The 18,755-nt window shown below is 65.5% G+C and carries 20 protein-coding genes and 1 pseudogene; 16 read left to right on the top strand and 5 right to left on the bottom strand.

What is annotated here, in order from left to right; all coding sequences use genetic code 11:
• Window positions 1-340: 340 nt before the first annotated feature.
• The 8 genes from C7449_RS17355 to C7449_RS17320 all read left to right on the top strand — a co-directional run bounded on the left by C7449_RS17355 (window position 341) and on the right by C7449_RS17320 (window position 9,310).
• Window positions 341-1,654 carry an ABC transporter substrate-binding protein gene (locus C7449_RS17355; protein WP_108004160.1) on the top strand — a complete coding sequence of 438 codons (1,314 nt, stop codon included), beginning with the start codon at window positions 341-343 and terminating at the stop codon, window positions 1,652-1,654.
• A gap of 218 nt (window positions 1,655-1,872) precedes the next feature.
• Window positions 1,873-2,745: a carbohydrate ABC transporter permease gene (locus C7449_RS17350; RefSeq protein WP_108004159.1), complete on the top strand. Its 873-nt coding sequence runs from the start codon at window positions 1,873-1,875 to the stop codon at window positions 2,743-2,745.
• Between the two features lie 3 nt (window positions 2,746-2,748).
• Window positions 2,749-3,579, top strand: coding sequence for a carbohydrate ABC transporter permease (locus C7449_RS17345; RefSeq protein WP_108004158.1), 831 nt, complete (start codon window positions 2,749-2,751; stop codon window positions 3,577-3,579).
• Window positions 3,580-3,591: 12 nt separating this feature from the next.
• Window positions 3,592-4,593, top strand: a complete 1,002-nt coding sequence (locus C7449_RS17340; protein ID WP_108004157.1) for an ABC transporter ATP-binding protein — start codon at window positions 3,592-3,594, stop codon at window positions 4,591-4,593.
• The gene (locus tag C7449_RS17335) at window positions 4,590-5,363 is read left to right on the top strand and encodes an L-iditol 2-dehydrogenase (RefSeq protein ID WP_108004156.1); all 774 of its coding nucleotides are present in this window, start codon (window positions 4,590-4,592) and stop codon (window positions 5,361-5,363) included. The genes C7449_RS17340 and C7449_RS17335 overlap by 4 nt, the downstream gene beginning before the upstream one ends.
• A 124-nt stretch (window positions 5,364-5,487) precedes the next feature.
• The gene (locus C7449_RS17330; RefSeq protein ID WP_108004155.1) at window positions 5,488-6,972 is read left to right on the top strand and encodes a mannitol dehydrogenase family protein; all 1,485 of its coding nucleotides are present in this window, start codon (window positions 5,488-5,490) and stop codon (window positions 6,970-6,972) included.
• Between the two features lie 63 nt (window positions 6,973-7,035).
• Entirely contained in the window at window positions 7,036-7,722 is a 687-nt protein-coding gene (locus tag C7449_RS17325; RefSeq protein WP_108004154.1) for an HAD family hydrolase, read from the top strand.
• A gap of 4 nt (window positions 7,723-7,726) precedes the next feature.
• Complete coding sequence (locus tag C7449_RS17320) at window positions 7,727-9,310, top strand: FGGY-family carbohydrate kinase (RefSeq protein WP_108004153.1); 1,584 nt, start codon at window positions 7,727-7,729, stop codon at window positions 9,308-9,310.
• A gap of 256 nt (window positions 9,311-9,566) precedes the next feature.
• On the opposite strand, the gene C7449_RS17315 is transcribed toward C7449_RS17320, so the two are convergent.
• Window positions 9,567-10,361 carry a response regulator gene (locus C7449_RS17315; protein ID WP_108004152.1) on the bottom strand — a complete coding sequence of 265 codons (795 nt, stop codon included), beginning with the start codon at window positions 10,359-10,361 and terminating at the stop codon, window positions 9,567-9,569.
• Between the two features lie 153 nt (window positions 10,362-10,514).
• On the opposite strand from C7449_RS17315, the gene C7449_RS17310 reads away from it, so the two are divergent.
• From C7449_RS17310 to C7449_RS17300, 3 genes are all read left to right on the top strand, one after another.
• Window positions 10,515-10,706 (top strand): NepR family anti-sigma factor, encoded by a 192-nt coding sequence (locus C7449_RS17310; RefSeq protein ID WP_108004151.1) that lies wholly within the window; start codon window positions 10,515-10,517, stop codon window positions 10,704-10,706.
• Window positions 10,703-11,263, top strand: coding sequence for an RNA polymerase sigma factor (locus C7449_RS17305; RefSeq protein ID WP_108004150.1), 561 nt, complete (start codon window positions 10,703-10,705; stop codon window positions 11,261-11,263). Before C7449_RS17310 ends, C7449_RS17305 begins: the two co-directional genes overlap by 4 nt.
• A 122-nt stretch (window positions 11,264-11,385) precedes the next feature.
• Window positions 11,386-12,885: a sensor histidine kinase gene (locus tag C7449_RS17300; RefSeq protein ID WP_108004149.1), complete on the top strand. Its 1,500-nt coding sequence runs from the start codon at window positions 11,386-11,388 to the stop codon at window positions 12,883-12,885.
• 22 nt (window positions 12,886-12,907) lie between these two features.
• Here C7449_RS17300 and C7449_RS17295 read toward each other — a convergent pair whose 3' ends face one another.
• Both C7449_RS17295 and C7449_RS17290 read right to left on the bottom strand, forming a co-directional pair.
• A complete protein-coding gene (locus C7449_RS17295; RefSeq protein ID WP_108004148.1) occupies window positions 12,908-13,339 on the bottom strand; it encodes a hypothetical protein in 432 nt (143 codons plus the stop codon).
• Window positions 13,340-13,458: 119 nt separating this feature from the next.
• Window positions 13,459-13,833, bottom strand: a complete 375-nt coding sequence (locus C7449_RS17290; protein ID WP_108004147.1) for a hypothetical protein — start codon at window positions 13,831-13,833, stop codon at window positions 13,459-13,461.
• Between the two features lie 612 nt (window positions 13,834-14,445).
• Between C7449_RS17290 and C7449_RS17285 the strand changes: the two are divergent.
• Window positions 14,446-14,763 (top strand): annotated as a pseudogene (locus C7449_RS17285) (DUF2325 domain-containing protein); the annotation flags it as partial.
• A 79-nt stretch (window positions 14,764-14,842) separates the two neighbouring features.
• On the opposite strand, the gene C7449_RS17280 reads toward C7449_RS17285, so the two are convergent.
• Together C7449_RS17280 and C7449_RS17275 are read right to left on the bottom strand one after the other, a co-directional pair.
• Window positions 14,843-15,214 carry a DUF423 domain-containing protein gene (locus tag C7449_RS17280; RefSeq protein ID WP_108004146.1) on the bottom strand — a complete coding sequence of 124 codons (372 nt, stop codon included), beginning with the start codon at window positions 15,212-15,214 and terminating at the stop codon, window positions 14,843-14,845.
• Between the two features lie 4 nt (window positions 15,215-15,218).
• A complete protein-coding gene (locus C7449_RS17275; protein WP_108004145.1) occupies window positions 15,219-15,629 on the bottom strand; it encodes a group II truncated hemoglobin in 411 nt (136 codons plus the stop codon).
• A 175-nt stretch (window positions 15,630-15,804) separates the two neighbouring features.
• Between C7449_RS17275 and C7449_RS17270 the strand changes: the two genes are divergently transcribed.
• The 4 genes from C7449_RS17270 (at window position 15,805) to C7449_RS17255 (ending at window position 18,725) form a co-directional block, all read left to right on the top strand.
• The gene (locus tag C7449_RS17270) at window positions 15,805-16,365 is read left to right on the top strand and encodes a TetR/AcrR family transcriptional regulator (RefSeq protein WP_108004144.1); all 561 of its coding nucleotides are present in this window, start codon (window positions 15,805-15,807) and stop codon (window positions 16,363-16,365) included.
• Between the two features lie 41 nt (window positions 16,366-16,406).
• The gene (locus tag C7449_RS17265) at window positions 16,407-16,748 is read left to right on the top strand and encodes an SMR family transporter (RefSeq protein WP_108004143.1); all 342 of its coding nucleotides are present in this window, start codon (window positions 16,407-16,409) and stop codon (window positions 16,746-16,748) included.
• Between the two features lie 106 nt (window positions 16,749-16,854).
• A complete protein-coding gene (locus C7449_RS17260; protein WP_108004142.1) occupies window positions 16,855-17,640 on the top strand; it encodes a ThuA domain-containing protein in 786 nt (261 codons plus the stop codon).
• 8 nt (window positions 17,641-17,648) lie between these two features.
• The gene (locus tag C7449_RS17255) at window positions 17,649-18,725 is read left to right on the top strand and encodes a Gfo/Idh/MocA family protein (protein ID WP_108004141.1); all 1,077 of its coding nucleotides are present in this window, start codon (window positions 17,649-17,651) and stop codon (window positions 18,723-18,725) included.
• Window positions 18,726-18,755: the final 30 nt, after the last annotated feature.

Here is an 18,755-nt window from a genome sequence, read left to right as displayed (position 1 = left end):
CTGCAGCACTCGACCCGCTTGGCTGATGCTGCAATGGATTTCGAGAAGGTGACTGTCGGTTCGGGTTGGTGGAACCGGGCGAATGCCGGCGCCGCGAAACCGGGACCGCTTGTTCCAGGCAAATATCTCACAAAACCCGATACGCTTCCAGATTGAGGCGCGGAGACTTGCACTTATTGCCCCAAGTCCGCCCGGCATGGCCGATGTCCGGCCGCGAGTGAGGCTACAGCCTTGCGCCTTGCGGCGGCGCAGCAACGAACAGCCATTGACATGTCGCTCCATTTCATGGGTAATTGCCCATGAGCGAAGCAAATGCTCATTTCGCTTCTGGGAGGAAGAGATGAATTTCAAGCCACTTCTGCTGGGCGCCTGCTCGGCCGTCGTCCTGTGCGGAATTGCCAGTGCGGAGACGCTGACGATCGCCACCGTGAACAATGGCGACATGATCCGCATGCAGAAACTCACCGACGACTTCACCTCCAAAAACCCCGACATCAAGCTCGACTGGGTCACGCTCGAGGAGAACGTGCTGCGCCAGCGGGTGACGACCGACATCGCCACCAAGGGCGGCCAGTACGACGTGCTGACGATCGGCACCTACGAAGTGCCGATCTGGGCCAAGCAGGGCTGGCTGTTGCCGCTCGACAATCTCGGGCCCGACTACGACGTCAACGACATATTGCCGGCGATCCGGGCCGGCCTGACCGGCGAGGACGGCAAGCTTTATGCCGCGCCCTTCTACGGCGAAAGCTCGATGGTGATGTATCGCAAGGACCTGTTCGAGAAGGCCGGCCTGACCATGCCGGACGCGCCGACCTGGGACTTCATCGCCGATGCCGCCCGCAAGATCACCGACAAGGACAAGGAGATCTACGGCATCTGCCTGCGCGGCAAGGCCGGCTGGGGTGAGAACATGGCCTTCCTGACGGCGACCGCGAACGCGTTCGGCGCGCGCTGGTTCGACGAGAACTGGAAGCCGCAGTTCGACCAGCCGGAATGGAAGAAGACGCTCGACTTCTACGTCAAGCTGATGAAGGACGCCGGACCTCCGGGCGCCTCCTCGAACGGCTTCAACGAGAACCTGGCGCTGTTCCAGACCGGGAAGTGCGGCATGTGGATCGACGCCACGGTCGCCGCGTCCTTCGTGACCAACCCGAAGGAATCGACGGTCGCCGACAAGGTCGGCTTCGCGCTCGCCCCCGACACCGGGCTCGGCAAGCGCGGCAACTGGCTGTGGGCCTGGAACCTCGCGATCCCGGCCGGCACGCAGAAGCAGCAGGCGGCCGAGAAGTTCATCGCCTGGGCGACCGGCAAGGACTATCTCAAGCTGGTGGCCGAGAAGGACGGCTGGGCGAACGTGCCTCCGGGCACCCGCACCTCGCTGTACGAGAACCCCGAGTATCTGAAGGCTGCCCCGTTCGCGAAGATGACGCTCGACAGCATCAACGCGGCCGATCCGAAGCACCCGGCGGTGAAGCCCGTGCCCTATGTGGGCGTGCAGTTCGTGGCGATCCCGGAATTCCAGGGTCTCGGCACGGCGGTCGGCCAGCAGTTCTCGGCAGCGCTTGCCGGGCAGACGAGCGTGGATCAGGCGCTGCAGAATGCCCAGCAGCTGACGACGCGCGAAATGACCAAGGCCGGCTACATCAAGTAGGGGCTCCCAAGACCCGGCGCTAAACGGGGACCGCGCCGGGACGGGGCTCCCGCTCCTCTTCTCCGGGAGAGGGAGCCTCCTTGCCGGCGCCGCAGGGCCGATTTCCGAGCCCAAGCGGAACGCGGCCCAGGCGCGGCGCCGGTCTTTTCGCCAACCGTGCACGCCTGCCTTCCTGCCAAGAGGCGCGGAAGGCGGCGGCCAACCAACCGGGAACTGCCATGGCCACCCTCCACACCCGATCGGCCGCCCGTGCCATGATGGCGCCCTCCGTCGTGCTGCTGCTGGCCTGGATGGTCGTGCCGCTGGCGATGACCATCTATTTCTCGTTCCTTCGCTACAACCTCTTGATGCCCGGCATGGAGGAGTGGGTCGGCTTCGACAACTACAGGTACTTCCTCACCGATCCGGCCTTTTTCCAGGCGATCTTCAACACGCTCGCGATCGTGCTCGGGGTGCTCCTCATCACGGTGCTGGGCGGCATCGGGCTTGCCCTGCTGCTCGATCAGCCGATGTTCGGCCAGGGGATCGTCCGCATCCTGGTGATCGCGCCGTTTTTGATCATGCCGACGGTGGCCGCGCTGGTCTGGAAGAACATGTTCATGAACCCGGTGAACGGGCTGTTTGCCTATCTTGCGCGGTCGGTCGGGCTGCCGCCCTTCGACTTCCTCAACAATGCGCCGCTGCTGTCGATCATCCTGATCGTCGCCTGGCAATGGCTGCCGTTCGCGACGCTGATCCTCTTGACCGCGCTGCAGTCGCTGGACGAGGAGCAGAAGGAGGCGGCGCAGATGGACGGCGCCGGCGCCTGGTCGCGCTTCACCTACCTGACGCTGCCGCACCTGTCGCGCGCGATCACCGTGGTCATCCTGATCCACACGATCTTCCTGCTGTCGGTCTTCGCCGAAATCCTCGTCACCACCAATGGCGGGCCGGGAACGCAGAGCACGAACCTGACCTTCCTCGTCTATGCGCAGGCGCTGTTGCAGTTCGACGTGGGCGGTGCATCCGCCGGCGGCATCATCGCCGTCATCCTCGCCAACATCGTCGCATTCTTCCTGATGCGGATGATCGGCAAGACCTTGGAGGCGTGAGACATGGCCCGCAACGTTTCCAGCCAACGCAAGATCGTCAACACGGTCGTCGCATGGACGATCGGCATCCTGATCTTCTTCCCGATCCTGTGGACCTTCCTGACGAGCTTCAAGACCGAGGCACAGGCGATCGCCTCTCCGCCGTCGCTCCTTTTCTTCGACTGGACCTTCGAGAACTATTTCGAGGTTCAGGCGCGATCGGACTACTTCAAGCACTTCATGAACTCGGTGGCGATTTCGTTCGGCTCGACGCTTCTGGGGCTGATCATCGCCATTCCCGCCGCCTGGGCCATGGCCTTTGCGCCGACGCCGAAGACCAAGGACGTGCTGATGTGGATGCTCTCCACCAAGATGATGCCGCCGGTCGGCGTGCTGGTGCCGATGTACCTGCTGTTCCGCAACACCGGCCTGCTCGACACCCGCATCGGCCTGGTGATGATCCTGACGCTGATCAACCTGCCGATCATCGTCTGGATGCTCTACACCTATTTCAAGGAGATCCCGGGCGAGATCCTCGAGGCGGCCCGCATGGACGGGGCCTCGCTTGCCAAGGAGATCATCTACGTGCTGACGCCGATGGCGGTGCCGGGGATCGCCTCGACGCTGCTGCTCAACATCATTCTCGCCTGGAACGAGGCCTTCTGGACGCTCAACCTGACGGCCTCCAAGGCGGCGCCGCTGACCGCTTTCATTGCCTCATACTCCAGTCCCGAGGGCCTCTTCTACGCCAAGCTGTCGGCCGCCTCGACGATGGCGATCGCGCCGATCCTCATTCTGGGCTGGTTCTCGCAGAAGCAACTGGTTCGTGGCCTGACCTTCGGCGCCGTCAAATAGGGAACAACAGCGATGGGAAGCATAGCGCTCAGAAACGTGTCGAAGGTGTTCGGGGCACACACGGTCATCCCGGCGATCGACCTCGACATCAGCGACGGCGAGTTCGTCGTCTTCGTCGGCCCGTCCGGATGCGGCAAGTCCACCCTGCTCAGGCTGATCGCCGGGCTGGAGGACGTTTCCGGCGGGAAGATCCTCATCGACGGCAAGGATGCCACCGAGCTGGCACCGGCGAAGCGGCGGCTGTCGATGGTGTTCCAGTCCTACGCGCTCTACCCGCACATGAGCGTGCGCTCCAACATCGCTTTTCCGCTGAAAATGGCCGGCGAGGACCAGGCGTCGATCGACCGGAAGGTCGCCGATGCAGCGCGCGTCCTCAACCTGACCGACTATCTCGACCGCAAGCCCCGCCAGCTGTCTGGTGGGCAGCGGCAGCGGGTGGCGATCGGCCGGGCTATTGTCCGCCAGCCGGTGGCGTTCCTGTTCGACGAGCCGCTGTCGAACCTCGACGCGGCGCTGCGCGTCAACATGCGCCTGGAGATCAGCCAGCTTCACCAGCAACTGAAGACGACGATGGTCTATGTCACGCACGACCAGGTCGAGGCGATGACCATGGCCGACAAGATCGTCGTGCTCAACAAGGGCAATGTCGAGCAGGTCGGCACCCCGCTTGAGCTCTATAGGCGGCCCGACAACCTCTTCGTCGCCGGCTTTATCGGCTCGCCCAAGATGAACTTCATCACCGGCGAGATCGCGAGGGGGCACGGCGCCCACACGATCGGCGTGCGGCCGGAGCACATCGATCTGTCCACCTCCGCGGGCGCGTGGCGGGGAACCGTCGGGGTTGCCGAGCATCTCGGCTCCGACACCTTCCTGCACGTGGCCGTCGACGGGGTCGGCACGCTGACGGCGCGCGTCGGTGGCGACTTTCCGGTGCGGCACGGCGACCAGGTCTATCTCAGCCCGCAGGAGGGCCGCGTCCACCGTTTCAACGATGAAGGATCGGCAATCCGATGAAGAGACTGGACGGAAAGCGGGCGCTCGTCACCGGCGCGGCGCGAGGGATCGGACGTGCGTTCGCCGAGGCCTATGTGCGCGAGGGGGCGCGCGTCGCGATCGCCGACATCGACATCGGGCGGGCCCGGCAAACGGCCGCCGACATCGGCCCGGCTGCCTTTGCCGTCGAGCTCGACGTGACGAAGCAGCAATCGATCGACGACGCGATCGGGGCCTGCGTCGCCGAACTCGGCGGCATCGACATCCTCGTCAACAACGCAGCTCTGTTCGACCTCGCCCCGATCGTCGAGATTACCCGGGAAAGCTACGACAAACTGTTCTCGATCAACGTCGCCGGCACGCTCTTCACCCTGCAGGCGGTCGCAAGGCAGATGATCGCCCAGGGGAGCGGCGGCAAGATCATCAACATGGCAAGCCAGGCAGGGCGACGCGGCGAACCGCTCGTGGCCGTCTACTGCGCCACCAAGGCGGCGGTGATCAGCCTCACCCAGTCGGCCGGCCTCGATCTCATCAAGCACCGCATCAACGTCAACGCGATCGCGCCGGGCGTGGTCGACGGCGAGCACTGGGACGGGGTCGACGCACTCTTTGCCAAATACGAGAACCGCCCGCTCGGCGAGAAGAAGCGGCTGGTCGGGCAGGAGGTGCCATACGGCCGGATGGGCACGGCCGAGGACCTCACCGGCATGGCGATCTTCCTTGCCTCGTCCGAGAGCGACTACGTCGTCGCCCAGACCTACAACGTCGACGGCGGCAACTGGATGAGCTGACGCGGCATCGCGGCGGCATGACCCGGCAGGCGCTGAACGCTTCCGAAGCTTCAGGGCCCGCTGCCGCAACGCAAACTGAATGACCGGAAGCGGCCCCGCCGCTCATGCCCGGAAGGAAAGAACGATGACCACCAAACTGTCGCTTATCAACCTGGAGCAGGTGAAGAACACGGCGGGTGTTCCCTCCTATCCCCGCTCCGCGCTCAAGGCGGGCATCGTCCATTTCGGCGTCGGCAATTTCCATCGCGCCCACCAGGCCGTCTACCTGGACGAGCTCTTCAATGCCGGACGGGACCATGACTGGGCGATCATCGGCGCGGGCGTGCTGCCCTCCGACGAGGCGATGCGCGCCAAGCTCGAAAGCCAGGATTTCCTGACGACCGTGGTCGAGCAGGACATCAACCGGACTGCTGCGCATGTGACCGGTTCGATGATCGGCTACCTGAGGCCGGGCGATGTCGCCGCAACCGTGGCGCAGCTTGCCGACCCCGCGATCCGCATCGTCTCGCTGACGATCACCGAGGGCGGCTACTTCATCGATCCGGCCTCCGGCGTGTTCGATCCGGCGCACCCGGCGATCGCGGCCGACGGCGCCGATCCGGACAATCCGAAGACGGTCTTCGGGCTGATCGCCGCCGGGCTGAAGGCCCGCAGGGGGAAGGGCATTGCGCCGTTCACCGTCATGTCCTGCGACAACATTCCAGGAAACGGCGAGGTGACGCACGCCGCCGTGTCCGGCGTGGCGCGCCTGTCCGATCCGGCCTTCGCGGATTGGATCGACGCGAACGTGGCCTTTCCGAACGGCATGGTGGACCGGATCACGCCGGCGACGGGCCCGCGCGAGATCTTCACCCTCGCCGAGGAATACGGCATCGACGACCAGTGGCCGGTGTTCTGCGAGGAGTTCAAGCAGTGGGTGCTCGAGGACCGGTTCCCGCAGGGGCGGCCGGCGCTGGAGACGGTTGGCGTACAGTTCGTTGAGGACGTGGCACCTTACGAACACATGAAAATCCGCATCCTCAACGGCGGCCACGCGGCGATCGCCTATCCGGCAGCACTCCTCGACATCCATTTCGTCCACGAGGCGATGGAGGATGCGGACATCCGCGCCTTCCTCGCCAAGCTCGAGCGCGAAGAGATCATCCCGGTGATACCGCCGGTGCCCGGCACCGACCTCGACGCCTATTTCCGGCTGATCGAGACCCGTTTCCTCAATCCGAAGATCGGCGACACCATTCCCCGCCTGGCGCAGGACGGCTCGAACCGGCAGCCGAAATTCATCCTGCCCTCGACCGCGGATCGGCTGCGCCGCGGCGAGGACGTCGTCGGGCTGGCGCTGGTCTCGGCACTGTGGTGCCGCTACTTCGCCGGCATTTCGGAGAGCGGCAGGCCGATCGCCTTCAACGATGCCAGCGCCGACCGGCTGCACGCCGCCGCCGCCAGGGCCAAGGACGACCCGGCCGCCTTCCTGGCGCTTGGCGACATCTTCGGGGCGGTTGCCGCCTCGGAGCTGTTCCGGCGGCGCTTCGAAAAGGCATTGAAGACATTATGGGAGCACGGGACACGCGCGACACTTCGGCTCTATCTGGACAACCGGCTGGCAGACTGACAGCAAGACTGCACCGACGTGATGTGGCCGTGCAGGCGGCCAAACGGCTTGGAACAGGGGACGATGGCCGAAAGCCCGATTGAACTGGTGATCTTCGACTGCGACGGCGTGCTCGTCGACAGCGAGCCGATTTCGCTTTCGGTGCTGGTCGAGGCCCTTGACCAAGCCGGCGTGCGCATGGATGCGGACGAGGCCACCGACCGCTTTCTGGGCAGGAGCCTGAAAAGCATGTCGGAGATCCTGCACGACGACTATGGCCTGGCGATCGACGACCATTTTCTCGCTACCCTGCGCAGCAGGCTCTACGCGCGCTTTCGCACCGAACTGAGGCCAATCGACGGAATCTCAGGCGTGATCGAGGCGCTGCCGGTGCCGTTCTGCGTCGCCTCCTCGAGCCAGCCGGAGCGCATCCGCCTGTCGCTTTCGGTGACAGGGCTGCTCGACCGGTTCGAGCCGAACGTGTTCAGCGCCTCGATGGTGGAGCGTGGCAAGCCGGCGCCCGACCTCTTTCTCCATGCCAGTACCGCAATGGGTATTCCGCCTGAGGCCTGCGCGGTGATCGAGGACAGTCCGGCTGGCGTGATGGCCGCCCGGGCGGCCGGGATGCGGGCGTTTGCCTTTGCCGGCGGTTCGCATGCCCGCACCGACCGTCATCGGCAGGCGCTGCTGCGGCTGCAGCCCGACGCGCTGTTTGACGACATGCGGGAATTGCTCCACCTTGTCGGAAAAGAATTTCCGGCGGGAACATGAATTCATGCGCGATCTGATGGTTGCGGTCGATGTCGGGACCGGAAGCGCCCGTGCGGGCGTGTTCGACCGGAGGGGCGCGATGCTCGCACGCGCCGAGCACCCGATCGCCATGAACCGGCCGGCGGAAAACCATGCCGAGCATGATTCCGAAGATATCTGGCGGGCGGTCTGCATCGCGGTGAGAGAGGCGCAGGGCGCGGCGAAGGTCGGCGCCGATCGGATTGGCGCGCTTGGCTTCGACGCCACCTGTTCGCTGGTCGTGCGCGACAAAGCCGGCGCGCAACTGGCGGTGTCCGGCGGGGCCGATCCGCGCTGGGACACGATCGTCTGGCTCGATCACCGCGCGCTTGCCGAGGCCGACTTCTGTACGGCGACTGGGCACGCCGTCGTCGACCACTCCGGCAAGGTAATGTCGCCGGAAATGCAGATGCCGAAGCTGATGTGGCTGAAGCGCAACCTGCCCGGGCAGTGGGCCAGGGCCGGGCATTTCTTCGACCTCGCCGATTTCCTCACCTGGCGGGCAACAGGCCAGCTGGCCCGGTCCCGCTGCACGACGACCGCCAAGTGGAACTACCTGGCGCACGAGGAGAACGGCTGGCGGGACGACTTTCTCGAGGCGATCGGGCTGCCCGACCTGAGGGAGCGCGGCGCGCTGCCGAAGGAGACAGCGGCGGTCGGCAGTGCCGTGGGGCATCTCACGGTGCAGGCCGCGGCCGATCTCGGCCTTCAGCCCGGTTGCGTGGTCGCGGCCGGCTTGATAGATGCCTATGCGGGAGCGCTCGGCGTGCTGGGCGGGTTTGCCGGCGACCCGCGGCGGCTTGGGCGACAGCTCGCCCTGATCGGCGGCACGTCGAGTTGCGTGGTGACGCTCTCCGGGCAAGCGCGGTTCGGACACGGCATGTGGGGGCCGTACTATGAGGCGCTGCTGCCGGGACAATGGCTGGCGGAAGGCGGCCAATCCGCAACCGGCGCGCTGCTCGACCACATAGCTCGCCTGCACAGCGCCGGCGGCACGCCGTGCCCGGCCATTCATCAGCGCATCGTCGACCGGGTCGGCGAATTGCGGGCGACGGACGGGCAGGACTTCGCCGCAAGGCTGTACGTCCTGCCCGACTTTCACGGCAACCGCTCGCCGTTTGCCGACCCGCACGGCCTCGGCGTCATCAGCGGCCTGTCGCTCGACGCCACGTTCGACGGTCTGTGCCGGCTCTACTGGAAGACCTGCGTGTCGATCGTGCTCGGCATGCGGCACATCGTCGAGAAGCTCGGGGAATCCGGCCGTTCCTTCGAGGCGCTGCACGTGACCGGCGGCCACCTGCACAATCCTCTCCTGATGGAGCTCTACCGAGACGTCATGGACTGCAAGGTGATCGTGCCGAATACGAGCGATGCGGTGCTGCTCGGAACGGCGATGGCGGCGGCGGTTGCCGGCGGCATTCATCCGGACCTGGCTTGCGCGGGAGCCTGCATGCAGCCGGACGCCACTGTCCACAAGCCCAATCCGACCAGGCGGGCAAACTACGACCTTGAATATCGCCGTTTCCTGGCGCTCTATCGCCACCGCTACGAGCTGGAACAGATTTCCTGAGTGCCTCAAATAAATATTCTGTGCCGCAGGAACCTTTCGGCGACTGGGGTGTTTACCGGCTGTCTCCGGCACACGCATTCCCCCAATGCGAGGCCCTCTAGCCGGTGACACGAACCGCAGGCCGTGTCCCCTCCGACCTGCGGAGAAACGCGCAGCCAGTGCTCCCCGCACTGGCTGCCTTTTTTTTAGGGGATCAAACGAGATCAATTCTGCCAATGACGAGGAGAATGCCGCCGCTCTCAGAATGCCGCCGCTCTCAGGCGGCGGCACGGTCGCCATGGTGCGTCAGCAGAGCCTGGTTGATGAGAACCTTCACCGTTTCGGCGTGGAACGGCTTGCTGACCAGAAAGGCCGGCTCGGGCCGTTCACCGGTGAGCAGTCTCTCGGGATAGGCGGTGATGAATATGACGGGAAGCTCGGTGCGCGACAAGATCGCGTTGACCGCGTCAATTCCGGAACTGCCGTCGGCCAGCCTGACATCGGCCAGGATCAGCCCGGGCCGGGTGTCCCTCCAGAGTTGCTCGGCCTCGGACTGCGTGCGGGCGATCCCGGTGACGTGATGGCCCATGTCGGTGATCATGTCTGCCAGATCGAGTGCGATCAGCGGTTCGTCCTCGATGATCATGATGCCGGTCTCCACCTGCGTCGCGATTTCGCGGAAGGCGGTGTCGAGGAGGCCGCAGACCTCGTCCTCGTCCGTGTCGAGGATCTCCGCCGCCCTGGCCGTCGGGAAGCTCTCCATGGTCACCAGCAGCAATGCCTGGCGGACGCGGGGCGGCACGGCACTCAGATCGAACGGGGTCTGCGAACCAGAGCCGATAGGCACCGAGTCGCTAACCGAAACCGGCAGCGAGGACATCATCCGCGTCAGCAGCCGGAACAGGCACAGACGGTCGTCGTCGTCAGTCTCGTCGAACAGCTTCTGATCCATAAGGATGGCTTCGAGGGTCGCGGCCACGTATGCGTCGCCGGAAGACTGCGCACCCGTCAGGGCACGGGCGTAGCGACGTAGGCCCGGCAAATAGGGCACAATGCGGTCTGAACTGGGCATTTCCAACTCCCCTTGCGCCGATTCTGATGGCGCCCCGGCAGTTGCTGAACGCCGTCGCCTTTTTTTGGTTCCGAAGGTCGGGAACCTTTTTGACTACGGCGCATTTGCAGTTCTGAATACAGCACGGACAAATAGTTAGGTGTTTACATAGCCATGGAACAGCAGAATCGACCAGAATTGCCGGCTGTCCCGGCCGCGGCCGACGCTCAGATTGCGCATAGATTGCGCTCGTTCTATCTTTCCGTTCAGGAGGAACCCATACCGCAGAGATTTCTTGAACTTCTGGAGAGGCTTGACGTCGCCGAGCAGCGTAGCGAGGCTCACCTGGGGGGTGGCCATCGATGACGCAACCGCAGCCCGCCAACACCTTTAAACGGGAACTGCTGTCGATCCTGCCGAGCCTGCGGGCGTTTGCCATCTCGCTGGTCGGCCGCCACCACGACGCGGACGATCTCGTACAGGACACCATCATGAAGGCATGGGCCAAGCAGGAACAGTTCGAAATGGGCACCAACATGAAGGCCTGGCTCTTCACGATCCTGCGCAACGAGTTGTACAGCAAGCTGCGCAAGCGCGGCCGCGAGGTGCAGGACAGCGAAGGCATCCTGACCGAGAACCTTGCCCAGCACCCGGCGCAATATGGCGCGTTGGACATGCAGGACTTCCAGCGCGCCCTCGCGCTGCTTCCAGACGAGCAGCGCGAGGCGATCGTTCTGGTCGGCGCATCGGGTTTCTCCTACGAGGAGGCCGCGGAAATCAGCGGGTGCGCGCTCGGGACGATCAAGAGCCGCGTCAACCGCGCCAGGCAGAAGCTGCAGGAAATCCTGCAGCTGTCGGATGAAGGGGAGTACGGACCCGATGCGGTCTCGGCGCCCCTGACGTCGCGCGCATTCATATCCTAGCGAAGCGCTGGCGGCGTGAGATTACAGGTGAGTGGGGACATGTGGTGGACAGCACAGATGCAGGGCAAACCGGCGCGCGACGGACGTTTCGTCCCGGTTCGTCTGTCAAGGACCCGGACGCGATGACGGTCCAGGCCGTGCCAGCGTCGGTCGCTGCCGCACTTGCCTCGTCTGAACGCCTGGAAGCGCTCGATGCGGCGCGGCCCGCTTATGTCGGCCCGGATGCCGACTTCACCGGGATCGCCGACCTTGCCGCGGGCCTCATGTCTGCCCCGATCGCCATCGTCAGCCTCATCGGTGACCGCACCCAGTGGTACCTGGCCCGCCGCGGGACAGCCGAGGTCAGTGCCAGCACGGACAACTGCTTCTGTGCCCATCTGCTGACGGGGACCGGGGGGCCGATCGTCGTCGGCGACGCCCTGCATGACAAGCGATTCTGCAGACTGCCGGATGTAACCGGCAAGCCCCATCTGCGCTTCTATGCGGGAGCGCCGATCACCCATGTCGGGCAGGTGATCGGAAGCGTCTGCGTGTTCGATACGGCGCCGCGGGCGACCCTTCCGGACGATGCGTCGCTGCTGCACCTGCAGCAACTTGCCAAGCTTGCCGGGGCGCTGCTTCTGGCGAAAGAGGAGTCGCGGCGGCGGGCCATTGCCAACGCCGCCATTACCCGCGAGGAGCAGCGGCAAGCCTCCGCGCTCGATGCGGCCAATGTCGGCAGCTGGTTGTGGAACATCAGGACGGGCGCCGTGGTCGCTAACGCGCCGCTTGTGCGAATGCTGGACCTGAAGCCCGGAGCCCCGCTGAAGGCCCGCCGGATCTTCTCGGCCATCCACCTGTCGGACAGACGGGCCACCGTTGCGAAGCTGCGCCAGGCGCTGGAGAGCGGCGGTGAATATGACGGGATGTTTCGCGCGGCCGCCACCGGCCGCTGGCTTCTCGGGCGGGGACGGGTTCACGAGTGGGACAGCGATGGCCGGCCGCTGATGTTCCTCGGCATCACGCTCGACGTGACCGAGGGACAGATCGCTTCCGAGCGGATGCGACTGCTCCTGCGTGAGCTGAACCACCGGGTGAAGAACACGCTGGCGATGCTCCAGTCGCTCGCTCGCCAGACCCTGCGTCAGACCAGCGACCCGGCCGCGTTCATGGAAGCCTTCGCCGGCCGGCTGCATTCGCTCTCGGAGGCGCATGCGCTCCTCAGCGATCACGAGTGGGGAAGCATTCGCCTGATGGCGATGATCCAGGCGCAGGTCCGGCCCTATGCCGACGATTTTGACGGACAGGTCGAGATACACAAGGACGAGGTGCAACTCGGCCCCGACCAGGCGATCGGGCTTGGCCTCGTGCTGCACGAACTTGCGACGAACGCGCACAAGTACGGCGCGCTGTCGGTTCCTGAGGGACGGCTGGTGATCACTGCGCGGGTGGTGGAAGAAGCCGGGCACAAGGTTCTGAACATGACATGGCACGAGACCGGCGGACCGCCGGTGACCCCGCCCAAGCGGCGGGGATTTGGGATCGTGCTGATCGAACGCAGCCTGGACAAGGTGCTCGGCAGCAGCGTTCACCTGGAATTCCTGCCGAGCGGCCTGACAGCCCTGGTGCGGGTCCCCCTCTGAAAGCGCGGCGGCGCCGCTTCGATCAATCGCGGTGCCGGCGGGATCGTGATCCGAGCAACAATGCGAGCGCAAGGCCGAGGGTGGCGGTTGCAAGCGGCCGACGCGCGGCGGTACCGGCGGCCAGTGCCGCGAGTTGCCGGCGCGCCTCCATCTGGCGGCGGCGCTTCCGGTACCGCCGGGCGTCGCGTCTGTTCAGTTCGATTAGAACGGCGATCAGGACGAGGCCGACGACAGCGGCACCCACGGCAACTCCGAACAGGGCAGCAGGGGCGCCATAGTGTCGGGCCAGCGACACGCACACGCCGATCACGGCGAGGATGTAAGCCGTCAGCAACAGCAGGCCGGCGATCCCGCCCAGAACCGCGCCGCGCTTCGAACGCGCCAGCGTCTCCCCGACCCTCTCCTCGACCCCGGAAAGCACGCTTTGGGCCAGGGCCGCTACGATCGAAACCATGGATTGCCGCTCCTCTACTCGCGCCGCCTCGGCGGATCGCCTTTGTCCCCGTCATCGATGAGGCCGGAAGCTTTCACCGCCGGCCTCGTCATCCTCGTGGTCCGCCGTTCAAGCGGAGGTCAGCGGCGGAAGAGCGCGGCAATCAGGAAGCCGGCAAGAGCGGCTGCCCCGAGCGTGGCTACGGGATGCTCGCGGACGGTCCTGCGCATCTCCCGGCCCGTCTTGCGATAGCGGTCGGTCAGCTCGGCCAGGATTTCCTCGCCGCTGGCGATGAGCTCCTCGAGATCGGCCGGCGCATTGGCGCGAGCCTCCCGCGCCCGGTCGCGCAATACCGAGAAACGGCTGCGCACATCGCCGGCACTATCGGCAACGTCGCGGGCGACAAGCCTGGCAAGGCCGGAAATCTGCTCCCGCAGCTCGGCGATCTGCTCTTCGATGCTCTCGGTCGTTTCGGTCACGCGGTCCTTGCCGCGCGAAAATACTCCGGATGCCATGGAATCCCTCCTTGCCCTTGAGATGCAGTTTCGGTTCGCGGCGACAACGCCGACAACCCTGGGAATGTTCCACTTACGCGGGAAGGCGAAGGGCCGAGCCCATCACCGCTATTCCAGATTGATCCCAGTTTCCCCGACAGGCAAGTCGCCTTCAACCGGCACGCTGGCGGCGCGGCGACCGAGCCACCATCATGCTCGCGCGAAAAGATGAGTATTGTACTCATATTATACTTTACTCCGATTGGGAGCTTTTATAGGGTTGCGTCGATCCGAATGAATTCAGGAAAGCGACGCATGCACTCAGGCAGGGATGGTCAGCGGGAGGCAATGCTGAAGGCGATGATCACCGCGCGCGACGCGCGCATCGATGTTCTCGAGAAGGAGGTCGCGGCGCTCAAGACGCGGTTGGCGTCCACGGGCATCGCCCCGTCCGAGGGCGGGCCGCTGGGGGAGAATCCCCGGAAGGTCGACCCGCGACCGCAGCGAACCGTAGAGATTGCCCGCGTGAAGCGGCGGACCGGGGAGGCGGACCGAAAACGGGTGCCGGCGCAGCCCGGTCGCCAGCCGGTGTCGAACGAGGCTGGCGAGCCGTCAAGGGCATCCAAGGCGATGCTTGCCGGGCGGAGCTTTCTTTATGTCGGCGGCCGCGATTGCCAGGTGGTGCATCTGCGGCGGATCGCAAGCGCGTTCGGCGCCAACCTGATCCATCATGACGGTGGCCTGCGCGAGGCCGTGTCGCGCATCGACAACGTGCTCCCATCGGTCGATTGTGTATTCTGCCCGATCGACTGCATCAGCCATGACGCCTGTCTGCGGGTGAAGTCGGGCTGCAAGAAGTGGGAGAAGGCGTTCGTGCCGCTGCGCAACGGCAGCAAATCGAGCTTCGAAAAGGCCCTGCAAACCCTTAGCGAAGAAAGCCCGGACCGATGATCGTCCGGCCCGCCTTTACTGGCGGCAGGCCGTATGGCGCTCGCGAGCTGACCGGCCTGCAGCGCCACCATGATACCGGTCAGGCTTGACGCCTGGGCATGAAGGCGCCGGCGGCGATCGTGAGCCAGCCGGCCATCATCAGCAACCCTCCGGCCGGAGCCGACATGGCAAACAGGCCGTGCCCCGCGAAATGGCGCAGGGCGAGGTCGCCGGCGAAGAGCAGGGTCCCGACGATCAAAAGCAGGGCGGCGACGGCGGCCGTGCGCAATGTCGGCCAGGCGGCATAGAGGCCGACCAGGGCCGGTGCGTGGGCGAGGCACATCGCCGAGGCGCCTCCCATCAGCCGCGGATCACCGCTTGCATGGGAGGCCAAGGCGGCACTCGCGACGCCGGCAACGCCGAGAATCCCTGCAAAGAAGAGTGTCGCCGCGCGGCCGAGCGAGTTGTTCATGTGATCATCCGTCCTGTTGCTGGTTGACCATGTGGTGGGCAAGCCGCGCCACCGGTTCGAGGATGATGGCGCGCAATTGCGCGCTCGCCACCGTCTCCTCCAGCGCCCGGGTGAAGCAAACAAGCCAGCCGTCGCGCTCCGCCGCACCGATCGGGGCGACGAAATGGCGGCGGCGCAGCATCGGGTGGCCATGCTTGTCGGTGTAAAGCGGCGGCCCGCCGAGCCAGCCGGTGAGGTATTCGTAGAGCTTTTCCTCGCTGCCGGAGAGATCGGCCGGGTGGATCGCCCGGCAGGCGGCCGCCTCCGGCAGGGTGTCCATCAGCGCGTAGAAGCGGCTGGTCAGCGTGCGCACGCCCGTATCGCCGCCGATCGCCTCGTAGAGCGTTATCGTCTTTCCCGTAACTTCGTTCTGCACCGGCAATTCCGCCTTCTGTCACCGCCCGACAGATAATCCACCGGTTGGGCCGGGGCAACGACAATGGCGGGGTTGTGACAGATGGTCGTGGGGGGGCGCACAATTCGGCTGGTGCGCCGCACGACACAGCCGTGACATCTCTTGCAATAAAACCGTCCAGACGGTATGTTTTCTCATGAGCATCGCCCACCAGCGCAAGAAGCAGCCGGAGGCCGTCCGCCAGCAATTGCTGGAGGCGGCGGCAAGCCTGTGCCTGGAGAAGGGCGCCGGCAGCCTGACCCTCGATGCCGTCGCTGCCGCTGCCGGCGTCAGCAAGGGCGGCCTGCTGCACCATTTCCCCAACAAGGCGGCATTGCTGGACGGGCTGCTGGACGACTTGATGGAAAGGCTGGATGCGGCAATCCGCGAGGCGATGCGGAGCGATCCGGAGCCGCACGGGCGCTACACCCGCGCCTATCTGCAGGCCTGCTTCGTGCCCGGCGGCATGGCGGAGGAGGGGCGCTGGAAGGCGATGACGATGGCACTGCTCGGCGAGCCCAATTTGCGCCGGCGCTGGCGCCGCTGGGTGGAGGAGCAATCCGTCCTGCACGCCGGCACGGATGCGTCGATCGACTGCGAGCTGGTGCGTTTCGCCGTCGACGGCCTCTGGCTCGGCTCCGTGTTGGAAAGCCATGCCATGCCGCCGGAGCGGGCGCGGATGCTTGCGCGGCGCCTGACCGAACTCTCGTATTCCTGAACTGGGCCTGCCCGAAACCTCGCGCTGCGTCGGAGACCGTGATGAACCTTACCCTTGTCTACTCCGTCCTCGTGGCCGCGATCGTGTTCGAGGTGCTCGGAACCTCCGCCATGCAGGCGGCGCAGCATTTCACCCGGACGGTGCCGACGCTGACGATGGTGGTCTGCTATGCCATCGCCTTCTACTTTCTCTCCTGGACCCTGCGCTACGTACCGGTCGGCATCGCCTATGCGATCTGGAGCGGGCTCGGCATCGTCCTCATCTCACTGGTGGGCTACTTCGTGTTCGGCCAGGCGCTCGACGCAGCGGCGGTCCTCGGCCTGGGGCTGATCATCGCCGGCGTGCTCGTGCTGAACATCTTCTCCGAATCGACGTTTCACTGACGTCGAACCTTGCCAATCGCCGCCACCGCGTTAAAAAGATGGGCACAAACCGCTTTGGATCGCTGACGCGGCTGCCGGCGCAGCGGGATTTCACCGAGGAATTGCGATGGCGATACGGGTGGTCGTCTGGGGCGAGAACATTCACGAGCAGACGAACGCCGTCGTGCGCTCGATCTATCCGATCGGCATGCACCGCACGATCGCCGATGCCCTGAACGCCGACCCCGGGATCGAGGCAACCACCGCCACGCTGCAGGAGCCGGAACACGGCCTACCGGCCGACCGGCTCGAGGAGACCGACGTGTTGCTGTGGTGGGGCCACAAGGATCACGCCGCCGTCTCCGACGACGTCGTCGAGCGGATCGCCAACAGGGTCTGGGAAGGGATGGGGCTGGTCGTGCTCCATTCAGGGCATTTCTCCAAGATCTTCAAACGCCTGATGGGAACGACCTGCGGCCTGAAGTGGCGCGAGGCCGGCGAGCGGGAGCGCGTCTGGGTCGTCAATCCGCGCCATCCGATCGCCGCCGGGCTGCCGGAGCAGTTCGTGATCGAGTACGAGGAGATGTACGGCGAGCCGTTCTCCGTGCCGGAGCCGCTGGAAACGGTCTTCGTCTCCTGGTTCGCGGGCGGAGAGGTGTTCCGCTCCGGGCTCACCTGGCGGCGCGGCGCCGGCAACATCTTCTATTTCCGCGCCGGCCACGAAACCTATCCCACCTACCACGACACCACCGTGCACCAGGTGCTGCGCAACGGCGTCAGGTGGGCCTTCAATCCGCAGCCCCGTTACACCGCCGTGCACGACGCGCCAAACGTTCCGGTTGAAAGCGCCCTCGAGCCTATCGTCGAGCGTGGTCCGCGCCTGCACAAGCCCGGCGACGCAGGCTACCGGTGAGGCAAGCCATGCGACTTCTCGTCCTCGGAACCGGCGGCATGGCGAACAGTCACGCCGAGCATTTCGCGGCGATCGACGGGGTCGAACTCGTCGGCGCGGTCGACGTCGACCCGGCCCGCGTTGCGGCATTCGCCGCCCATCATGGCATTGCCCATACCTTTCCGACGCTCGATGCGGCGATCGCCTGGGGTGCGTTCGACGCGGCCACCAACGTCACCCCGGACAGGATCCATCATCCGACGACGCTGGCGCTGCTTGCGGCGGGCAAGCACGTGCTCTGTGAAAAACCGCTGGCCGAGACCTATGCCAAGGCCGATGAAATGGCGCGGGCGGCCGAGGCGTCGGGACTCGTGACGATGGTGAACCTCACCTATCGCAACGTCGCGCCGCTGCAGAAGGCGCGCGAACTCGTCCTCACCGGTGCGATCGGAAGGGTCCGCCATATCGAGGCCTCCTACCTGCAGAGCTGGCTCGTCTCGAAGGCCTGGGGCGACTGGACGACCCAGAGCCAATGGCTGTGGCGGCTGTCGACCCGGCACGGCTCGAACGGGGTTCTGGGCGACGTCGGCATCCACATTCTCGATTTCGCGAGCTACGGCAGCGGCAGCGACGTCGAAACGATCTTCGCCCGTACCAAGGCCTTCGACAAGGCGCCGGATAATCGCATCGGCGAGTACAATCTCGACGCCAATGACAGCTTCACCATGACCGCAGAATTCTCGAACGGCGCGCTTGGCGTCATCCATGCCAGCCGCTGGGCCACCGGTCACCTTAACGAATTGCGGCTGCGCATGCACGGCGACAAGGGCGCCCTGGAAGTGATCCACACCACCGAGGGCTCGACGCTGCGCGGCTGTCTCGGCGACGACGTGGAGAACGCCGTCTGGAGGGCGATCGACGCCGGCGTGGTGCCGACCAACTACCAGCGCTTCGTCGAGGCGGTGCGCGCCGGCCGGCCGGTCGAACCGGGCTTCCGTCATGCTGCCGAACTGCAGAAGGTTCTGGATCTGGCGCTTGCGGCCGAAAAGGAGCGCTGCGAGCTGGCGGTTCAGGCCGCTGCCGAGCCGAAGACTTCGCACGGCTGAGCGCCGCGAAATGTGCGCCCGGACGGAGCC

The organism is Mycoplana dimorpha (assembly GCF_003046475.1).
GTDB lineage: Bacteria > Pseudomonadota > Alphaproteobacteria > Rhizobiales > Rhizobiaceae > Mycoplana > Mycoplana dimorpha.
The sequence above is the reverse complement of the archived record's forward strand: the minus strand, read 5'-3'. Positions and strand labels throughout refer to the sequence as shown.

Bases quoted from the DNA above. Each gene is read 5' to 3' on its own strand.
- C7449_RS17355 (WP_108004160.1), top strand. From the start codon at position 341: ATGAATTTCAAGCCACTTCTGCTGGGCGCCTGCTCGGCCGTCGTCCTG.
- C7449_RS17350 (WP_108004159.1), top strand. From the start codon at position 1,873: ATGGCCACCCTCCACACCCGATCGGCCGCCCGTGCCATGATGGCGCCC.
- C7449_RS17335 (WP_108004156.1), top strand. From the start codon at position 4,590: ATGAAGAGACTGGACGGAAAGCGGGCGCTCGTCACCGGCGCGGCGCGA.
- C7449_RS17260 (WP_108004142.1), top strand. From the start codon at position 16,855: ATGGCGATACGGGTGGTCGTCTGGGGCGAGAACATTCACGAGCAGACG.
- C7449_RS17320 (WP_108004153.1), top strand. From the start codon at position 7,727: ATGCGCGATCTGATGGTTGCGGTCGATGTCGGGACCGGAAGCGCCCGT.
- C7449_RS17345 (WP_108004158.1), top strand. From the start codon at position 2,749: ATGGCCCGCAACGTTTCCAGCCAACGCAAGATCGTCAACACGGTCGTC.
- C7449_RS17280 (WP_108004146.1), bottom strand. From the start codon at position 15,214: ATGAACAACTCGCTCGGCCGCGCGGCGACACTCTTCTTTGCAGGGATT.
- C7449_RS17330 (WP_108004155.1), top strand. From the start codon at position 5,488: ATGACCACCAAACTGTCGCTTATCAACCTGGAGCAGGTGAAGAACACG.
- C7449_RS17340 (WP_108004157.1), top strand. From the start codon at position 3,592: ATGGGAAGCATAGCGCTCAGAAACGTGTCGAAGGTGTTCGGGGCACAC.
- C7449_RS17315 (WP_108004152.1), bottom strand. From the start codon at position 10,361: ATGCCCAGTTCAGACCGCATTGTGCCCTATTTGCCGGGCCTACGTCGC.
- C7449_RS17300 (WP_108004149.1), top strand. From the start codon at position 11,386: ATGACGGTCCAGGCCGTGCCAGCGTCGGTCGCTGCCGCACTTGCCTCG.
- C7449_RS17255 (WP_108004141.1), top strand. From the start codon at position 17,649: ATGCGACTTCTCGTCCTCGGAACCGGCGGCATGGCGAACAGTCACGCC.
- C7449_RS17305 (WP_108004150.1), top strand. From the start codon at position 10,703: ATGACGCAACCGCAGCCCGCCAACACCTTTAAACGGGAACTGCTGTCG.
- C7449_RS17325 (WP_108004154.1), top strand. From the start codon at position 7,036: ATGGCCGAAAGCCCGATTGAACTGGTGATCTTCGACTGCGACGGCGTG.
- C7449_RS17270 (WP_108004144.1), top strand. From the start codon at position 15,805: ATGAGCATCGCCCACCAGCGCAAGAAGCAGCCGGAGGCCGTCCGCCAG.
- C7449_RS17295 (WP_108004148.1), bottom strand. From the start codon at position 13,339: ATGGTTTCGATCGTAGCGGCCCTGGCCCAAAGCGTGCTTTCCGGGGTC.
- C7449_RS17310 (WP_108004151.1), top strand. From the start codon at position 10,515: ATGGAACAGCAGAATCGACCAGAATTGCCGGCTGTCCCGGCCGCGGCC.
- C7449_RS17265 (WP_108004143.1), top strand. From the start codon at position 16,407: ATGAACCTTACCCTTGTCTACTCCGTCCTCGTGGCCGCGATCGTGTTC.
- C7449_RS17290 (WP_108004147.1), bottom strand. From the start codon at position 13,833: ATGGCATCCGGAGTATTTTCGCGCGGCAAGGACCGCGTGACCGAAACG.